This is a genomic window from Stenotrophomonas sp. ESTM1D_MKCIP4_1, assembly GCF_003086895.1.
GTDB lineage: Bacteria > Pseudomonadota > Gammaproteobacteria > Xanthomonadales > Xanthomonadaceae > Stenotrophomonas.
The window spans coordinates 2,014,758-2,033,658 of the sequence record NZ_CP026004.1; the positions used below are offsets into that span (position 1 = coordinate 2,014,758).

Annotated in this window: 13 protein-coding genes; 9 read left to right on the plus strand and 4 right to left on the minus strand. The window is 67.1% G+C overall.

What is annotated here, in order from left to right; genetic code table 11:
• Nucleotides 1–295: 295 nt before the first annotated feature.
• Nucleotides 296–3,205, plus strand: a complete 2,910-nt coding sequence (locus C1924_RS09350) for a VIT domain-containing protein (RefSeq protein ID WP_108765041.1) — start codon at nucleotides 296–298, stop codon at nucleotides 3,203–3,205.
• A gap of 181 nt (nucleotides 3,206–3,386) precedes the next feature.
• Here the strand turns inward: C1924_RS09350 and imm45 are convergent, their stop codons facing one another.
• The 3 genes from imm45 to C1924_RS09365 all read right to left on the minus strand — a co-directional run bounded on the left by imm45 (nucleotide 3,387) and on the right by C1924_RS09365 (nucleotide 5,903).
• Nucleotides 3,387–3,629, minus strand: coding sequence for an Imm45 family immunity protein (gene imm45 / locus C1924_RS09355; RefSeq protein WP_216821587.1), 243 nt, complete (start codon nucleotides 3,627–3,629; stop codon nucleotides 3,387–3,389).
• On the minus strand, nucleotides 3,626–4,606 hold the full coding sequence (locus tag C1924_RS09360; RefSeq protein WP_108765042.1) for a phosphatase PAP2 family protein: 981 nt from the start codon (nucleotides 4,604–4,606) through the stop codon (nucleotides 3,626–3,628). Before C1924_RS09360 ends, imm45 begins: the two co-directional genes overlap by 4 nt.
• Before the next feature lie 91 nt (nucleotides 4,607–4,697).
• Complete coding sequence (locus tag C1924_RS09365) at nucleotides 4,698–5,903, minus strand: acyltransferase family protein (RefSeq protein WP_108765043.1); 1,206 nt, start codon at nucleotides 5,901–5,903, stop codon at nucleotides 4,698–4,700.
• A 135-nt stretch (nucleotides 5,904–6,038) separates the two neighbouring features.
• Between C1924_RS09365 and C1924_RS09370 the strand changes: the two genes are divergently transcribed.
• Nucleotides 6,039–6,941, plus strand: coding sequence for a LytTR family DNA-binding domain-containing protein (locus C1924_RS09370; RefSeq protein WP_108765044.1), 903 nt, complete (start codon nucleotides 6,039–6,041; stop codon nucleotides 6,939–6,941).
• A 33-nt stretch (nucleotides 6,942–6,974) separates the two neighbouring features.
• Here C1924_RS09370 and C1924_RS09375 read toward each other — a convergent pair whose 3' ends face one another.
• Nucleotides 6,975–7,715, minus strand: coding sequence for a M48 family metallopeptidase (locus C1924_RS09375; protein ID WP_108765045.1), 741 nt, complete (start codon nucleotides 7,713–7,715; stop codon nucleotides 6,975–6,977).
• Between the two features lie 180 nt (nucleotides 7,716–7,895).
• Here C1924_RS09375 and prfB point away from each other — a divergent pair.
• The 7 genes from prfB to C1924_RS09410 all read left to right on the plus strand — a co-directional run bounded on the left by prfB (nucleotide 7,896) and on the right by C1924_RS09410 (nucleotide 18,797).
• A protein-coding gene (gene prfB / locus C1924_RS09380) for a peptide chain release factor 2 (RefSeq protein WP_108765046.1) occupies nucleotides 7,896–9,021 on the plus strand; the annotation gives its coding sequence in 2 pieces (ribosomal slippage) (nucleotides 7,896–7,970 and nucleotides 7,972–9,021; 1,125 coding nt in all).
• Nucleotides 9,022–9,066: 45 nt separating this feature from the next.
• The gene (locus C1924_RS09385) at nucleotides 9,067–9,849 is read left to right on the plus strand and encodes a helix-turn-helix transcriptional regulator (RefSeq protein ID WP_108765047.1); all 783 of its coding nucleotides are present in this window, start codon (nucleotides 9,067–9,069) and stop codon (nucleotides 9,847–9,849) included.
• A gap of 652 nt (nucleotides 9,850–10,501) precedes the next feature.
• A complete protein-coding gene (locus tag C1924_RS09390; protein ID WP_108765048.1) occupies nucleotides 10,502–11,887 on the plus strand; it encodes an NAD-dependent succinate-semialdehyde dehydrogenase in 1,386 nt (461 codons plus the stop codon).
• Nucleotides 11,888–11,950: 63 nt separating this feature from the next.
• Nucleotides 11,951–13,591 carry an acetolactate synthase large subunit gene (locus C1924_RS09395; RefSeq protein ID WP_108765049.1) on the plus strand — a complete coding sequence of 547 codons (1,641 nt, stop codon included), beginning with the start codon at nucleotides 11,951–11,953 and terminating at the stop codon, nucleotides 13,589–13,591.
• A 179-nt stretch (nucleotides 13,592–13,770) separates the two neighbouring features.
• On the plus strand, nucleotides 13,771–15,282 hold the full coding sequence (gene lysS, locus C1924_RS09400) for a lysine--tRNA ligase (RefSeq protein ID WP_108765050.1): 1,512 nt from the start codon (nucleotides 13,771–13,773) through the stop codon (nucleotides 15,280–15,282).
• Nucleotides 15,283–15,483: 201 nt separating this feature from the next.
• The gene (locus C1924_RS09405; protein WP_108765051.1) at nucleotides 15,484–16,629 is read left to right on the plus strand and encodes a two-component system response regulator; all 1,146 of its coding nucleotides are present in this window, start codon (nucleotides 15,484–15,486) and stop codon (nucleotides 16,627–16,629) included.
• Complete coding sequence (locus tag C1924_RS09410; RefSeq protein WP_108765052.1) at nucleotides 16,626–18,797, plus strand: response regulator; 2,172 nt, start codon at nucleotides 16,626–16,628, stop codon at nucleotides 18,795–18,797. Before C1924_RS09405 ends, C1924_RS09410 begins: the two co-directional genes overlap by 4 nt.
• Nucleotides 18,798–18,901 lie beyond the last annotated feature (104 nt).

Sequence of the window (18,901 nt, forward strand, 5' to 3'; positions counted from 1 at the left end):
GTCATTCCGAGTCCCCGATATCAGGCCCGGATAACCTCCCTGGCAATGAATGGAAGCCAGCTGCTCATCGGTTGTGACGACGGAGTCACCGTGGGAAGGATGCTCTCCCTTCCTCAGCCCATCTTGACGTTCTTCACTGAAGTGGTCGACGAATTGCGGGACGCTGCGGGTAGATGATGACTGCCCTTCTGACTGGCGATCAAATCGAGAGCTTCTTCCTGCGCACTGCCTTCCCAGCAACCCCATTCCCCGCACCCAGGCGTTGAACCCTCCACCCTCCCGCTGGAGCCGTCCAATGCCCCTCGTCCTCCGCAACGCCCCCCGTGTGCTGGCCCTGTTGCTCGGCACCCTGGCCGGGTCTGCCTACGCACAGTCTCGCCCGGCCGTCCGGGCGCTTGCTCCAGCCCCCCTGCTGCAGGTTGCCGGTGCCGAGCAGGCCATCGAGCTGCGCCAGGCCAGCATCGAGGGAGAGGTCCACGCCGGCGTCGCCCAGACCCGCATCACCTTGCAGTTCCACAACCCGAACCGGCGCGCGATGGAAGGCGAGCTGCAGTTCCCGTTGGCCGAAGGCCAGCAGATCAGCGGCTTTGCATTGGACATCAATGGCGAGCTGCGCGATGCGGTGCCCGTGCCCAAGGATCGTGGCCGCCAGGTCTTCGAGGAGATCGCCCGTCGCGGGGTCGACCCGGGTCTGCTGGAGCAGACGGCCGGCAACCAGTTCCGCCTGCGCATCTACCCGCTGCCGGCCGGTGGCATTCGTCGCGTGCAGCTGGTGCTGCGCGAGCCGCTGGCCTTCTCCAACCAAGGCTGGCGGTGGATGCTGCCGTTGCAGTTCGCGGCCAACGCCGCCTCGGTTGAGCTGAATCTGCAGGCGCCGGGCGAAGTCACTGCAGGAATCGCCCCGTTCCGCATCGACGCGGGCCGGTTGCAGTGGCGGGGCAAGGGGTCTCAGTTGCCGGCGCAGCTTCAATGGAACCTTCCCGCCGCACGCCGGGCAGACGTGCAGGTGGCAAAGTGGGAGGACGGCCACTACCTGCTGGCGCAGTTGCCGGTGCCGGTGAGCCGCGCGCCGCGCACCGTGCCAGGCGAGGTTGGCCTGCTGTGGGACGGTTCGGGATCGTCCGGACAGCGCGACCGCACGCGCGAGTTCGCATTGCTGGATCGGTACTTCGCTGCCATGGGCAATGGCACGGTCGCGCTGACCGTGCTGCGCGACCGCGCCGAGCCGGTGCGTCGCTTCCGCATCCAGGGTGGCAACTGGAGTGCGCTGCGCGCGGCACTGCAGGCGGTTCGCCCGGATGGCGCCAGTGCGCTGGCCGGATGGCAGCCGCAGCCGACCGTAAAGGAATATCTGCTGCTCAGCGACGGCCTGCTGACCTATGGGCCGCAGACGCTGCCCGTCCTGGCGGCGGATCAACGCCTGTTCGCAATCAGCAGCGCTGGCGCCCGCACCGACACCACCCGCCTGCGGGGTTGGAGCGAGGCGCATGGTGGGCGTTTCGTGCCCGTGGGTACGGACGTGGATGCCGCCGCCCGCGAACTGCTGTCCGCACCGTTGGACATCCAGATCGATGCCGGGCGTGGCGTACAGGATGTGGTGATCGATCGCCGCAGTGAAGCGCAGGGCTGGGTGTGGCTGCATGCGCGCCTGGCCGCCGATGGCGTGCCGATGCGCGTGCGGGTTGCCGTTGGTGAGTGGCAGGCGCTGCCACCTGCCCGCCGCAGTGACGACGGAGATCTGCTGGCCGGGCTGTGGGCGCAGGCGCGCCTGCAGCAGTTGGCGGTGGACCGGCGCAGCAACCGCGAGGCGATGCACCGTCTGTCCCAGCAGTTCGGCATGGTCGGGCCGGACACGTCACTGATCGTTCTGGAGACGCTGCAGGACTACCTGCGCTATGCGATCCGCCCCGCCGGAGCGCTGCGCGCCGACTATGACCGTGGATATGCCCGCCAGGTCGCCGATCGTGCGGCCGAGGATCGCCGCCGCCTCGACAAGGTTGCCGCGCAGTGGAATGAGCGCCAGCAGTGGTGGAACCGCAGCTGGCCGAAGCAGGCGCCGCCGTCTGCGGCCAAGGAGATCCTGGCCAACGATGCGGCGGCCAGTGCACCGATGGCCCTGCTTGCCGCGCCAGCACCCGCGGCACCGCCGCCGCCCGCGCCGATGATGGCGGCCGAATCGCGGATGGAGTCCGCGCGTGCGCGCCGGCAGGCCCCGTCGTCAGAGGCAGCATCACTGGATGCCACGGGTGCGAGTGCATCGGCTGCCGAGGCAGCACCTTCGCCCGCCAACGGCGGCCAGCTCGGCATCCAGTTGGCAGCGTGGCAGCCGGACTCGCCGGTAGCCCGGCGCCTGCGGCAAGGCCCGCCCGCCCAGCTGTACGAGCGCTACCTGGCCGAGCGCGCCGCGCATGCCGACAGCAGCGCGTTCTTCCTGGACGTGGCTGACCTGCTGCTGCAGCAGAACCAGCGTGAGCTGGCACTGCGCGTGCTCTCCAACCTGGCGGAGATGGACCTGGACAATCGCCATCTGCTGCGCGTGCTCGGCTATCGGTTGCTGCAGGCCGACGCACCGGCACTGGCCGTGCCGGTGTTCGAGCAGGTGCTGGCGATGGGTCAGGAAGAGCCGCAGAGCTTCCGCGATCTGGGCCTGGCGCTGGCGGCGGCCGGCAAGCCGCAGCAGGCGCTCGAACCGCTGTACCAGGTCGTGGTGCGTCCGTGGGATGGCCGCTTCGATGGGATCGCCCTGATCGCGCTGGACGAACTGACCAACCTGGTATCACGCAGCCGCCCGAAGCTGGACACCCGGGGAATCGACCCGCGTCTGCTGCAGCCCATGCCGCTGGACCTGCGGGTGGTGCTGGCCTGGGATGCCGACAACAGCGACATGGACCTGTGGGTGACCGACCCCAACGGTGAGCGCGCGTACTACGGTAACCGCCTTACCTACCAAGGCGGGCAGATGTCGCAGGACTTCACTGGCGGCTATGGCCCCGAGCAGTTCTCACTGCGCGATGCCAAGCCGGGCAAATACAAGGTGGAGGCCAACTACTTCGGCAGTCGCCAGCAGCTGGTGACCGGTGCCACCACGCTGATGCTGCGCCTGACCACGCACTGGGGCACGCCGCAGCAGAAGGATCAGATGGTCACCTTGCGGCTGAAGGACCGAGCCGAGACGGTGTTGGTGGGCGAATTCGAGGTGCAGTAGAGCCACGCCATGCGTGGCTGCTGCACGGCGTCGGAACGGCCGATCCACGCATGGCGTGGATCTACCGGGGCCCGTCCTGCATCGCGGGTGCGTGGGGAACCGGCGCGGAATAGCGGCGGAGGACCTGGACCTGCTCGACCGGGCATTCTGGGTAAACCCAGTGCGTCCATTGTGTGACGAGCTATTCGGTACGCACGCCGCGAACGTGCGGATGCGCGGATTCCGACGGGAGCAGGACCAGGATGAGTCCGGCTTTCTGTCCCGTGCTGACCATCAGCCCATGGGGTCGTGCTTCATCAGGGTTGTCGAACAGGATGAGGTCGACCAACGCTTCATAAGGCCATGCCGCTGGAAAGCGGAAGACGGTTCCATGGCTCAGTACATCGTCGGTGAGCTGGATCAGGGGGCGAGGGGACGCGGTCATTGTGATGCGCCGGGCTGCGGCTGCCGCGGAATCCACCGCGCCAGCGCAATGCCGCCACCGAGGATCAGCAGTGTGCCGACGGTGTGCCACAGCAGTTCGGTGATGGGTGCATCCGGCAACGGAATCCTCTGCGCCAGCCATTCAATCACCGGCCGCGCCAGCAGGTAGACCACCACAACGCCCAGCACCCGCAGCACGCGTGGCACGACGCCCTGTGGGTCGGCGGGCCAGCCACGCCACTGCAGCCATGCCACCAGCAGCGCGAGTGCGAGCAGGCGTGCGGCTTCGCCCAGCGGTACGAGCGGTGTCCACAGCGAGGCCCAGGCCAGCGACACGCCCAGGCCCAGCAGAACCGGCACCTGCCAGCGCCGGGCCGCGCGCAGCCCCGGCATCAACTGCCAGGCCAGCACGGCCACGCCGATGCCGATCAGCCAGCCGGCCAGCACGTCGGCCAGGAAGTGCCGGCCCAGGTACATGCGCGAGATGGCCATCAGCAGCGGCCAGCCCAACGCCAGCGTCCATCGCGGCCAGCGGCGGCGGATGCCGAAGGCCCACAGCAGACCCACGCACGCAGCCGTCGCCACGCCGACATGGCCACTATTGAAGCCGTAATCGGCGTCGGGCTGCGCTCTCAGCATCGCCGTGGCCTGTGCATCCGGCAGTGCCCAGAAGGTGCGGCCGCCGCCATCCACCACGAACGGATGGGACGGCTCGCCCTTGTCCAGCACCGCCGCATCCACGTCGGAAGGGCGGGGCAGGGCGGCGCTCTGTTTGATCGCATGCGTGGCACAGGCCATCAGCAGCACTGCCAGCATCACGCAGAGACCGGCGCGCAGTCGTGCCCCGAAGGCGCACACCAGGATCAGCGCGGTATAAGCCATCTCGTAGCCGAGCAGGCTGATGAACTGCATCAGCGACAGAACCCAGCCGCTGTCGAAAGTGTGTTGCAACCACAGGTGCCATTGCGTCTGGAACATCCGTTGTCCTCATCGTCCGTGGGTCGTCAGGCCAGGTAGAGCCGAGCCGATGCTCGGCTCATGGCCAGCGCAGCCGAGTGTGGACTCGGCACTACAGCGGCGCAACGCGCGCTACGGGCCGCGTTGACGATCCGGCACGCAGGCCGAACAGGGGCCGCAGCCAGCGCACGCGGCGGATGAGCAGTTCGTGGATGAGCAGGCAGCCGCCAAAGGTGCCGGCCACAAGCAGCGCAGGCTCAAGCCAGGGACCCAGCTGCAACGGACGCAACGCATACAGGAGCACGATCAGCACGGTCTGGTGCAGGATGTACCAGCCGAAAACGGCCTCCCGGCAATAAGCCAGGCCCGGCCACGGCCGCGACAGCAGTACCCGCGCCCAACCAAACAAGGCCAGCAGCATGCACCACGTGTAGAGCGCGCGGCCGATGCGTTCGGTCTGGCCCCACGGCAGCGCCAACACCCAGGCATCCAGGTCGCCCACGTCCGGCAACCGCGCCAGCGCACGGATGCCCAGCTCCAGGCACACCCCGAGCAGGGCCAGGGCCAGGGTCAGGCGACGTCCGCGCACCAGCAGGTCCCACCCGCGCTGCCAGCGGGCTGCAAGAAATCCACCGAGGAACAGGGGCAGCGATTCGGCGTGCACGTAGACGTCGTTCAACAGGGCGTGGGTGGGCGGCCAACGTGGCATCAACACCAGCAGCGCCCAGGCCAGCCACGCGACCGGCAGCACCAGCAGCAGGCCGCCCAGCACGCGGTCACCCGGCTGCCAGCGCGGCAGCGCTCCGCGCAGTGGCCGCAGCAGGCTGGCCAGCGCCACGGCCAGGACGGTGTAGGGCAGCAGGTAAGCCAGGTACCAGAGGTGGTTCCAGGTGAAGCCGTACTCGGCACCCGTGAAGTGCGCGCCGGGCCAGGGCCGGAACTGCCAGTAGCGCCACAGGAACCGGGCCAGCCCCGGCGCCACGTCGCCCTTGTCCAGCGCCTCGCAGTAGGCCTGCAGGGACACGACCGCGACGATGCCGAACAGCAGGGGCAGCTGCAGGCGCCAGCAACGACGCAGGGTATGCCGCAGCCGGCCGTGGTCGGGCAGGGACAGGCCCAGCGCGATGCCGCTGATGGCGAACAGCAGGGGCATGCGCCATCGGTTCATTGCGATCATCGGCCATTGCAGCCACTCGGCGGTGTAGGCGCTCTTGAGGTGGAAATTCCAGCCGGCCACGTAAGCCATGGCGGCGTGGTAGAGGATCAGCAAGGCAAAGGCGGCAACGCGCAGGGTGTCGAGATCGTGGCGACGGTGCATGGGCGGCAGGCATCAGGAGGACGCTGCACCTTCCGCCGGGCAAGGCCTGGGCGCCATTGGACGGGGTGTAGTGGCGGGTGCGCAGGGGCCAATGGCGGGTTGGCTGGGACCAATGGCGGATGCGTCTGGGCCCGGATGGGCAACAATGGGCGGATGGATAATGGAGATCCGGCGGCGTCGCCCGCCCTTGATGCAGAACGGCTGCGACGCCCCGTGCTGGACGCCCTGTTCTGGTCGCTGCTGTTCCTGGGCACTGCCTCGGGCAACGTTCTGGCGAAGTGGATGCGGGCGCTGCGTGATGAGCAGCCGTTCCCGGCCGGGGCGATTTCGATCGAGGAGTTCAGCAGTGCGCTGGCCAGCCTGGGCCTGCTGGTGCTGCTGCATGGGGCCGCGCGGCGATGGCCGTTGCATGCCGATACCTGGCGGCAGCGCATCGGCTTCTATGTGCTGGGAGGTATTGCCTGGTGGCTGCTGCACGTCAGTGCGATGGTGCTGCTGCGCAAGCTGGCGTTCGGCCTGCTTGGCCAGCACTACACCTACGGCGACTGGCCGGCGCAGTGGTTCTATGAGTTCTTCAAGGACGTGCAGACGTACAGCCTGCTGGTGATCGCGGTGCATGCCGTGGCCTGGTTCGGACGCCAGCGGCAGGGTGAAGCGCATCTGCTGGCGCCGCCCGAGGAGGGCCCGCCAGTTGAACCGGTCGAACGCCCGCAGCACTTCCTGGTACGCAAGCTGGGCAAGGAATTCCTGGTTGCCACCGCGGATGTGGAGTACGCCCAGGCGGCGGGCAATTATGTGAACCTGCGGGTGCGCGGCCATGACTATCCGCTGCGCATCACCATGGCGGTGCTGGAACAGCGCCTGGATCCGGCCGTGTTCCTGCGCCCGCACCGCAGCTGGCTGATCCACCGCGGCCACCTGCGCTCGATCGAGCCGTTGGACGGGGGTGAAGCCCTGCTGCACATGGCCGACGGCGCCAGGGTGCCCTGCAGCCGGCGGCAGCTGCCGCTGCTGCGGCAGGCGCTGGCAGGTGCCTGAACGGGCGGGCCGCTGGGCCCGCCCGCGCAAGGCTTACTTCTTGTCTTTCTTGATCATCGTGTCGATGCGCGCGGCGCGGGCTTCCGAGCCCGGGTGCGAGGACATCAGGCCGCCTTCGCTGGACAGCTTGCGGAACATGCTGGCCAGGGCCGCCGGATCATAGTTGTGGCGCTTCATGAACTGGTAGCCGTACTCGTCAGCGGCGCTTTCTTCCTTCTGCGAGAACTGGGCGTTGATGAAGCTCTCGCCCAGTTCGCCGAGCTGGCCCTGGCTGAGCTGGGTCAGATTGCCGTTGCCGGACGCGGCCAGGCCTTCACGGCCGGCCGAGGTGAGCAGGGCGGTGCGCATCTTGGTCTTGCTGTGGCCGAGCTTCACATGGCCGATTTCGTGGCCGATTACGCCACGCACTTCGTCGTCGCTGGCCATGTCCATCAGGCCGCTGTAAACGCGTACGCAGCCGTTGGCCATCGCCCAGGCATTGACGTCGGCGGTGCGGTAGACCTTGAAGTTCAGGTTCAGGCCGTCCTCGTTGGCCAGGCCCTGGGTGATCTTCGCCAGGCGCTGGGCATAGGGGTCGTTGCCGGTCACCACCTGGTTTTCCTTGTCCATGTAGGCGCAGGCCTGGTCGGCGGCCGCCGAGACTTCCGCGTCGGACAGGGTCAGGGCCTTGCCGGCCTTCATGCCGGTGCTGGTCAGGCCCTTCAGGTCGATGGCCGAGGCATTGGCGGCCAGCAGGCAGGCGGCCAGGCACAGGGTGGAACGGATGATCGTCATTGAAATGGTGCTCCTTGGTTGGAATGACCCGCGTGGCCCCTGTTCCCGCGGTGGTGGGGAAGTCTACCGGGATCGTGTGGCCGGGTGTGCAGCGCAGGCCGGGGCCCCTGGCCTGCCTCGCCGGAGGCCCAGCGCCTGCGGTATCATTGCCAGTCATCTATTTAGTGCATAACCGCCGACATGATCGAACTGAATCCTGTCCGCCAGCGCATCACCGATCTGACCGATCGTGTGGTGTCGCTCAGGGGGTATCTTTGACTACGACGCCAAGAAAGAGCGTCTTGAAGAAGTAACGCGGGAGCTGGAAAGCCCCGACGTCTGGAACAACGCCGAATACGCACAGAACCTGGGCCGTGAGCGCTCCAGCCTGGAAAAGACCGTGGGCGGCATCGCCTCGGTGCTCGACGGCCTGACCGACGCGACCGAACTGCTGGAACTGGCTGAATCCGAACAGGACGAAGATACCGCCCTGGCCGTGGTCGCCGATCTGGACAAGCACCAGGCACACGTGGAGAAGCTGGAATTCCAGCGCATGTTCTCCGGCGAGATGGACAATGCTGCCGCTTTCGTCGATATCCAGGCCGGTGCCGGTGGTACCGAAGCCCAGGACTGGGCGGAAATCCTGCTGCGCATGTACCTGCGCTGGTGCGAATCGCGCGGCTGGAAGACCGAGCTGATGGAAGTGTCTGGTGGCGACGTTGCCGGCATCAAGTCGGCCACCCTGCGCGTGGAAGGTGATTACGCCTACGGCTGGCTGAAGACCGAGACCGGCGTGCACCGCCTGGTGCGCAAGTCGCCGTTCGATTCGGACAACCGCCGCCACACCAGCTTCACCTCGGTGTTCGTGTCGCCGGAAATCGATGACAACATCGATATCACCATCAACCCGGCCGACCTGCGTACCGACGTGTACCGTTCGTCCGGTGCCGGTGGCCAGCACGTCAACAAGACCGAGTCGGCGGTGCGTATCACCCACATCCCGACCAACATCGTCGTGGCCTGCCAGACCGGCCGCAGCCAGCACCAGAACCGCGACAACGCGATGAAGATGCTGGCCGCCAAGCTGTACGAGCTGGAAATCCAGAAGCGCAACGCCGAAAAGGACGCCGTGGAAGCCACCAAGTCCGATATCGGCTGGGGCAGCCAGATCCGCAACTACGTGCTCGACCAGAGCCGCATCAAGGATCTGCGCACCGGCATCGAGCGTTCGGATACGCAGAAGGTGCTCGATGGCGACCTGGACGAGTTCGTCGAGGCCAGCCTGAAGGCCGGTCTGGCGGTCGGTTCCAAGCGCAGCGATGCCTGATCCAGGCGCCTGCGCGGATGTCATCGCCTTCCGCAACGGAGGGCGATGATGCGCAGCGAAAGCGAACGGAAGGAACTTGGCGGCTTCCTGAAAGCCTGCCGCGCCCGTGTCGATCCCGCCACGCTCGGCCTGCCGGCCGGGCGTCGGCGCACCCCCGGGCTGAAGCGCGAGGAAGTGGCGCTGGCCATCGGGGTCAGCGTCAGCTGGTACACCTGGATCGAGCAGGGCCGCGAGGTGCGCGCCTCACCGGAAGTGCTCGAGCGCCTGGCCACGGTGCTGCGCCTGAGCGATGACGAGCGCGCCTATGCCTTTGCACTGTCCGGTTACGGCGTGCCGCTGGAATCGCCGGACGAGAGCGTGACCGAGGGTCTGCGCCAGCTGGTGGAGGCGATGCAGCCGATTCCGGCCTACGTGCGCAATACGCGCTTTGACATCCTGGCGTGGAACGCGGCGATTGCGGATCTGTTCGTGGATTACAGCCAGTTCCCGCCGAACCAGCGCAATACGCTGTGGCTGATGTTCCTGTACGCGCCTTACCGCGAGCGCATCCTCAACTGGGAGGAGATGACCCGCGGGCTGCTGGCCGGGTTCCGCGCGGCGATGGCGCAGGCGCCGGACAAGACGCCCTTCCTGGCGCTGGCCGAGGATATTTCGGCGCACAGCGAGGAATTCCGGCGGTGGTGGCCGGAGCATGACGTCCGTCGTTTCGACGAAGGGGCGAAGAAGCTGATGCACCCCACCCGCGGTCTGCTGGACCTGCAGTACGTGGCCCTGGTGCCGGAGAGCCGGCACGATCTTTCGCTGGTGACCTACCTGCCGCGGAAGTAGGGGGTTGTTCGGCAGGGCTTGCAGCCCTGCACCTGCGCCTGCTCAAAGCAACAGCAACAGCAACAGAGGGCATTCCGTGGGATGGCGGGGCGGTGTGGGCTTGCAGGACACGCCGTAAACCCATCCATGGGGGCTCGTAGGCGCCATCCATGGCGCCTGCGGTCCTGCAAGCCCACACCGCCCCGCCCCTGACAGGTTCACGCGGCTGTTGGTAGGTGCCGACCGTTGGTCGGCACATCTTTCAGATGTCGGTATTCAAATGGGGTCAGAGCCCGTTGCGCAGCAACGGGATCCGACCCCGTGCCGTTCCGACAGATCGCGAAAATCTGTCGAAGGCGGGGTGGGTCCGGTTGAGGGGGCGTGAGCGCCATGGATGGCGCGACCGAGGCTACATGGACGTATTCACGCCGTCCCCCTCAACCGGACCTGCCCCGCCAACCTACGGAATGCACGCACTTGACGTTGACGTTGACGTTGACGTTGACCTTGCATTGAGCGGGTGCAGGGCGCAGCCCTGCCATAACCCCCCTCCCTATACAGGTAAGTGCAGGTCACAGGATAAGCAGACGCCTTGTTGCTGCCCGCGATCAGGTCCACATTCCCGTACAGGAAACGGGCGGCCTGCCCGTTGTCGAGACAACAGGAGACCTGCATGTCCGCTGCCCCCACCACCGCCATTTCCCGCGATCCGGCCACCGGCCAGGTCATCGCCAACTACTCCTTCGCCACCCCCGCTGAACTGGAAGCCATCCTGCAACGCGGACAGGCCGGCTTTGCCGCCTGGAGCGCCCAGTCGCTGGACGCGCGCGCTGGCGTGCTGCGCGCCATGGCTGCCGTGCTGCGGCGTGACCGCGAGCCGCTGGCCGCGCTGGCCACCGCCGAAATGGGCAAGGTGCACGCCGAGGCGCTGGCCGAGATCGAGAAGTGCGCCGTGCTGTGCGACTGGTATGCCGAAAACGGTGCCTCCTTCCTTCGCGACGAACCCACCCAGGTGGCCAATGACAAGGCCTACGTGTCCTACCTGCCGCTGGGCGTGGTGCTGGGCATCATGCCGTGGAACTTCCCGTACTGGCAGGTGATGCGCGCGGCCGTGCCGATCCTGATGGGCGGCAATGGCTTCCTGCTGAAGCCGGCCGAGAACATCGTCGGCACCGCGCAGCTGCTCGATGCGGCCTGGCGCGAGGCTGGGCTGCCGGACGGCACCTTCATCGCCGCCAACATCAGCCGCGAGGGCACCAGTGCGGCCATCGCCGATGATCGCATCGCCGCCGTCACCCTCACCGGCAGCGTCGCCGCAGGCCGCAGCATCGCCGCCCAGGCCGGGCAGGCATTGAAGAAGGTGGTGCTGGAGCTGGGCGGCTCCGATCCGTTCATCGTGCTGGCCGATGCCGATCTCGATGCCGCCGTGGATGCGGCCGTGGCCTCGCGCTTCCAGAACACGGGGCAGGTGTGCATTGCCGGCAAGCGCATCATCGTTGAAGACGCGGTCTACGAGCGTTTCGTGGCGCAGTTCTGCCAGAAGGTACAGGCGCTGACCGTCGGTGATGGCCGCGAGGCCGGCAACCGCATCGGTCCGATGGCGCGGCAGGACCTGCTGGAACAGCTGGATGCGCAGGTGCGGGCCACAGTCGATGCCGGTGCGCAGCTGCTGGTCGGCGGTCATCAGCTGGAACGCGCGGGCAGTTTCTACGCGCCCACCGTGCTGGCCGGGGTGGAACCGGGCATGCAGGCCTTCGATACCGAAACCTTCGGCCCGGTCGCCTCGATCACCCGTGCACGCGACGCCTACCATGCGGTGGAACTGGCCAACCAGAGCGAGTTCGGCCTCAGCGGCAACCTGTGGACCGGTAACCGGGAACGCGCCATGCAGCTGGCCCGGCGGCTGCAGACCGGTGGCGTGTTCGTCAACGGTTTCTCCGCCTCCGACCCGCGCGTGCCGATCGGTGGCGTGAAGAAGAGCGGTTTCGGCCGCGAGCTCTCGCATTTCGGCATCCGTGAGTTCGTCAACGCGCAGACCGTCTGGTTCGACAAGCGTTGACGCGCGGCTTCCATCCTTCCTGCAACGATCCACCATCAGTCCAGCGAAAGGGACGGCATTCCAATGTCCAAGGGTTCAGATCTGCTTGTCGCCGCACTTGAGAACGAAGGCGTCGAGCGCATTTTCGGTATTCCCGGCGAAGAGAATCTCGACGTGGTCGAGTCGCTGCGCCATTCCAGCATCGAACTGGTCATCACCCGCCACGAGCAGGCGGCGGTGTTCATGGCCGCTACCTACGGGCGCCTCACCGGCAAGCCGGGCGTCTGCCTGGCCACGCTCGGGCCGGGCGCGCTGAACTTCACCACCGGCGCGGCGTATGCGCTGCTGGGGGCGTGGCCGGTCATCATGATCACCGGCCAGAAGGGCATCGTCGCCAGCAAGCAGGCGCGTTTCCAGATCGTGGACATCGTCAGCACGATGAAGCCGCTGACCAAGCTGGCCCGGCAGATCGTCTCGGCACGCACCATTCCCACCATCGTCCGCGAGGCCTTCCGCGTGGCCCAAGAGGAGCGCCCCGGCCCGGTGCTGCTGGAGCTGCCCGAGGACATCGCGGCCACCGAGGTGGAAGGCGTTTCCCTCATTCCCACCCATGCGGTGGACCGGCCGATTGCCAGCCCGGAAGCGCTGGACCGTGCGGCCGAGATCATCCGCGGCGCGAAGCGGCCGCTGTTGATGATCGCCTCGGCGGCGTCGCGGCCGCAGTCCAGCGAGGCGCTGTCGGCCTTCGTGCAGCGCGCGGGCATCCCGTTCTTCACCACGCAGATGGGCAAGGGCGCAGTGGCCGGTGGCTCGGGCCTGTACATGGGCACGGCCGCATTGACCGAACGCGACTACGTGCACATGGCCATCGACCAGGCCGATGTGATCGTGACCATCGGCCATGAAGTGACCGAAAAGCCGCCGTTCGTCATGCGTCCGGGCGGCCCGACGGTCATCCATATCGGCTATTCGCAGGCGGCGGTGGAGCAGGTGTACTTCCCGCAGGTGGAGGTGATCGGTGATATCGGCCGCTCGCTGACCCAGCTGGCCGACCGCATTGAAGGCGGGGTGGCCCATGCCGATGCGCTGCTGCCCCTGCGTGCGACCATCCTGGAGCACCTGGCTGATCGTGCCGGGGAGGACGGGTTCACCCCGCAGCGCCTGGTCCATGACGTGCGCCAGGTGATGCCGCCGGACGGCATCGTGGCGCTGGACAACGGCATGTACAAGATCTGGTTCGCGCGGAACTACCGCACCCAGGTGGCCAACACGCTGCTGCTGGACAATGCGCTGGCGACCATGGGCGCGGGCCTGCCGTCGGCCATCATGGCTGCGATCCTGTATCCGCAACGGCGGGTGCTGGCGGTCTGTGGCGATGGCGGCTTCATGATGAACAGCCAGGAGCTGGAGACGGCGCGACGGCTTGGCCTGAATCTGGTGGTGCTGATCCTCAACGACGGCGCGTACGGGATGATCCGCTGGAAGCAGGCCGTGGACGGCTTCACCGATTACGGCATGACCTTCAGCAACCCGGATTTCGTGAAGTACGCCGAGGCCTACGGTTGCCGCGGGCACGAAGTGACTGCCATCGAGCAGTTCATTCCGGCCCTGGAAGCGGCCTTCCAGGAAGGCGGGGTGCACCTGGTGTCGGTGCCGGTGGATTATTCGGAGAACCAGCGGGTGCTGGTGGATGAACTGCGGCAGGCTTTCCCGGGGAGCGGCTGAGGCCAGCCTCCCGCTCTGGTAGGTGTCGACCTTGGTCGACACAGCGACCGCCAACCAAGGTTGGCGACTACCGGGGCAGGGGCGGCCGGCGGGGTTGGGGCAGGGCGGTTTTGGTATGCTGTGCAACCGGCTGTGCCGGTCGCAGCATCCCCCCCTCACTACACGATTCCCGCAGATCCATGAGCGAAGCTACCGATACCCCCCCCGTCGACGAAAACAAGTTGATCGCCGAGCGCCGTGAGAAACTCAAAGCGCTGCGTGGGCAGGGCATCGCGTACCCCAACGACTTCCGTCGCGAGGACTTCGCCGGGCAGCTGCAGGCCGAATTCGCCGATGCCGACACCTGGACCGCCGAGGCACTGGAAGGCAACGGCCGCCAGGTGAAGATGGCCGGTCGCCTGATGGCCAAGCGGATCATGGGCAAGGCCAGTTTCGCGCAGATCCAGGACGAGTCCGGCCGCATCCAGCTGTTCCTGCAGGGCGGCACGCTGGGTGATGCCTACACCGCCTTCAAGGGCTGGGATGTGGGCGACATCATCGCGGTGGAAGGCGCGTTGACCCGTACCAAGACCGGCGAACTGTCGGTCAAGGCCGAGTCTATCCGCCTGCTGACCAAGTCGCTGCGCCCGCTGCCGGACAAGTGGCATGGCCTGGCCGACGTGGAGCAGCGCTACCGCCAGCGCTACGTCGACCTGATCGTGACCCCGGAGTCGCGCGCGGTCTTCATCAAGCGCTCCAAGATCATCCGCGCCATGCGCGCGTGGCTGGACAACCGCGACTTCCTGGAAGTCGAGACGCCGATGATGCATTACATCCCCGGCGGCGCGGCGGCCAAGCCGTTCACCACCCACCACAACGCGCTGGACCTGGACCTGTACCTGCGCGTGGCGCCGGAGCTGTACCTCAAGCGCCTGACCGTGGGCGGCCTGGAGCGGGTGTACGAAATCAACCGCAACTTCCGCAACGAAGGCGTCAGCACCCGCCACAACCCGGAATTCACCATGATGGAGCTGTACGAGGCCTATGCCACGTACAACGAGATCATGGACCTGACCGAGGGCGTGATCCGTGACGTGGCCACCACCGTCAACGGCGGCACCGAGGTGGAATGGGACGGCGCGAAGATCGACCTGGGCCCGGCGTTCCGCCGCTGGCGCATGGACGAGGCGGTGCGCCACCACAACCCGGAAATCTCCGCGGCCGACTGCACCGACCGCGAGGCGCTGCTGCGCCATTGCGAGCGCCTGAAGATCCGCGTCAAGCCGTCTTACGGCTGGGGCAAGCTGCTGCTGGAGATCTTCGAGGCCACCGTCGAGCACACCCTCATCCAGCCGACCTTCATCACCGATCACCCGGTGGAGGTTTCGCCGCTGGCCCGTGCCAACGACAACGATCCGGGCTACACCGACCGCTTCGAGCTGTTCGTCAACGGCAAGGAGCTGGCCAACGGCTTCTCGGAGCTGAACGATCCGGAAGACCAGGCGCAGCGCTTCCAGGCCCAGGTGGCGGCGAAGGAAGGCGGCGACGACGAGGCCATGCACTACGACGCCGACTACATCCGTGCGCTGGAGTACGGCATGGCGCCGACCGGTGGCCTGGGCATCGGCGTGGACCGCCTGGTGATGCTGCTGACCGGCAGCAGCTCGATCCGCGACGTGCTGCTGTTCCCCTACATGCGCCCCGAGCAGTAAGGCCCGGTCCGGCCCATGATTGTGCGCGCCGTCCCCGTATCGGGCCGGCGCGATTGACGCCTCCCGCACTCGGCGTATGGTGGTTGCACGGCCTTGACACCTGCTATGGCTTGATGGAGTCGGGGAGGGTCGATGTGGAGAACCCGCTTCACATTGTGACGACGATCATGAACCGGGGAGCTCGTGACGGGAGTCGTGCCGATGCAAGGGGCCAGTGTGCACAGCGGCGGGGTATCCTCGCAGGCTGATCTTCCAGTGTGGTCGAGAAGGCAGGCAGAGAACGCCTTGAACATCGTCATCGTTGATGACCAGACGTCCGCAAGGACGATGCTGCGCCATGTCATTGAGGACATCGCGCCCGAATTGAGCGTGCATGATTTCGGTGATCCGCTCACCGCGCTTGCCTGGTGCGAATCCAACGCGGTCGATCTGCTGCTGCTGGACTACCGCATGCCGGAAATGGACGGGCTGGAATTTGCCCGCCGTTTCCGTCGCCTGCCCAAGCACCGCGACATCCCGGTCATCCTGATCACCGTGGTCGGCGACGAGCCGATCCGCCAGGCGGCACTGGAAGCGGGCGTCATCGATTTCCTGGTCAAGCCGATCCGGCCGCGCGAGCTGCGCGCGCGCTGCTACAACCTGCTGCAGCTGCGTCAGCAGGCCGAGAATGTGAAGCAACGCGCGCTGTCGCTGGAGCAGCGGCTGCTGGCCAGCATGCACGAGGTGGAAGAGCGCGAACGCGAGACCCTCTCACGGCTGGCGCGCGCCATCGAGTTCCGTGATGCCGGCACCAGCGCCTATCTCGAGCGCATGGCGCGCGTGGCCGGGCTGATCGCCGAACAGCTGGGACTGCCCGAGGAAGAGGTCAAGCTGATCGAGATGGCGGCGCCGCTGCATGACATGGGCAAGATCGCCATTCCCGATGCGGTGCTGCTGAAGCAGGGCAAGCTCAACGACGAGGAACTGGCGATCATGCGCCGGCATCCGCGCATCGGCCACGAGCTGCTCAGCGGCAGCCAGAACCGCTTCATCCAGGTCGGCGCGTTGATCGCGCTGCGCCACCACGAGCGCTACGACGGCAGTGGTTACCCGGATGGCCTGGTCGGCGACGCGATTCCGCTGGAAGCGCGCATCGTGGCGGTGGCCGATGTGTTCGATGCCCTGATTTCGCCGCGCCCCTACAAAGAGGCGTGGACGATGGAGGCGACCCTGGCGTACCTGTACGCCCAGCGTGGCCGCCTGTTCGACCCACGCTGCGTGGACGCGCTGCTGCGCGGCCGCGAGCCGCTGGAGCAGATCTGCGCCGAGCATTCCACCGCGTCGGCGCGGCCGGGGATGGGCGCGTGACATCGCTGCTGTCGCGGATCCGCCTGCGGCTGTCCCAGCGCCACGACAGCGAGCACGGACAGCAGATCGTCCGCATCGTCCTGATCAGCCTGATCCTGGCCTATGTGCTGCTGCCGGCGCCGCGCCACGATCTGCCGCACGACCAGTATGTGGGCGTGCTGGCCATCGTCCTCACCGGCCTGTCGTTGTCGCTGCTGCTGTTCGGCTGGCTGCTGTGGAAGCCGGGGCGCTCGGACCCGCGCCGCGTGCTGGGCATGCTGGCCGACTATGGGCTGATTGCCGCGGGCATGGTGCAGATGGGCGAGCCGCTGTCGTGGGTCTACATCGTGGTGATGTGGGTGACCGTCGGCAACGGCATGCGCTATGGCAACAACTACCTCTACGTCGCCGTGGCGATGGCGATGGTCAGCTTTGGCAGTACCGTGGCGCTGACGCCGTACTGGGAGCGCAACCTCCGTCTTGCGATCGGCCTGTGGCTGGGCCTGGCCGCCGTACCGTTGTACTTCTCGACGCTGCTGAAGCAGTTGACCAAGGCCATGGCCGAGGCACGGCGTGCCAGCGAGGCCAAGAGCCGGTTCCTGGCCAACATGAGCCACGAGTTCCGGACCCCGCTCAACGGTCTGAGCGGCATGACCGAAGTGCTCGCCACCACGCGCCTGGACGATGAGCAGCGCGAGTGCCTGAACACCATCCAGGCCTCGTCGCGCAGCCTGCTGGCGCTGGTCGAGGAGGTGCTGGACATCTCCGCCATCGAGGCCGGCAAGCTGCGGGTGGTCGCAGAGGATTTCGTCCTGGCCGACGTGGTCCAGGCCATCGGCCTGATCCTGCTGCCGCAGGCCAAGGCCAAGCATCTCGAGTACCGGGTCAAGGTGGCTGCGAACGTGCCCGCCACGCTGCGGGGCGATGTCGGCCATCTGCGGCAGATCCTGCTGAACCTGGCGGGCAACGCGGTCAAGTTCACCGACCACGGCAAGGTGGAAGTGCGGGTGGGTCTGGTCCATGCCGACACCCACGGCACGGTGCGCCTGCGCTTTGACATCATCGATACCGGCATCGGGGTGCCGGTGGCCATGCGTCCACGGCTGTTCGAGGCCTTCGAGCAGGCCGACGTCAGCATGGCCCGTCGCCACGAGGGCACCGGCCTGGGCACGACCATCGCCAAGGGCCTGGTGGAAGCGATGGGCGGTGAGATCGGCTATCTGGACAACCCGCCACAGGGCAGCCACTTCTGGGTGGAGCTGCCGTTCGCGCCGCCGCAGCCGGTGGTGCCGGGTGCGGTGCCGAGCGTGGCCGTCAACGACGAGGTGGGTACGGGCGGCAATGTGATTGCGTTCGCCGACCCGTTCCTGCGCCACCGCGCCCGCGTGCGCAGCATGCAGATCCTGGTGGCCGACGATCACGAAGCGAACCGCATGGTGCTGCAGCGGCTGCTGCAGAAGGCCGGGCACAAGGTGATGTGCGTCGACGGCGGCGAGGCGGTGCTGGATGCGCTGGCCGAGAGTGAGTACGACGCGGCGATCGTCGATCTGCACATGCCGGGCATGAGCGGGCTGGACATGCTGAAGGAACTGCGCGTGATGCAGTCCGGTGGTGGCCCGCGCACGCCGGTGCTGGTGCTCAGTGCGGATGTCACCCCCGAGGCGATCCAGCGCTGCACCCAGGCCGGTGCGCACGCGTTCCTGGCCAAGCCCGTCGTGGCCGTGCGCCTGCTGGATACCCTGGCCGAGATTGCCAACAACGCCCAGTTGAAGGCCTCGGCGCCGCCGATCGTGCGCACCGCCACCAGCCTTGATGGCGTGCTGGATACCGGCGTGCTGGATGAGCTGGCGTCGTTGGGCATGGGCGATGGCTTCGAGCGCGAGTTCATCCGCCAGTGCCTGGAAGACGCCGAGAGCTGCCTGCGCAAGGCGGAAGGCGATGGCGAGGCGGGGCGCTGGGGCGCTTTCCGTGAACAGTCGCATGCGATCAAGGGCGTGGCCGGCAACCTGGGCCTGGTGCGGGCCGCGAACCGCGCCGGTGAACTGATGCGGATGGCCGACTGGCAGCTCAAGGCAGAGTGGCGTGCACGCCTGGCCGTGCTGCAGGGCGCGATCAAGGAAGGGCGCCAGGCCCTGGACGCCCGCGCCGAGCGCAAGGCACGCGGCGCCGCCGACGACATGGAGCGGTAGCGTCGAGCGTGGCGGTGCGCGAGGGAACGCATCCACGCATGGCGTGAATCCACCTTTTGCGAAAAAAAGCCCGGTGACCAGCCGGGCTTGAACCCAGAGGGGGA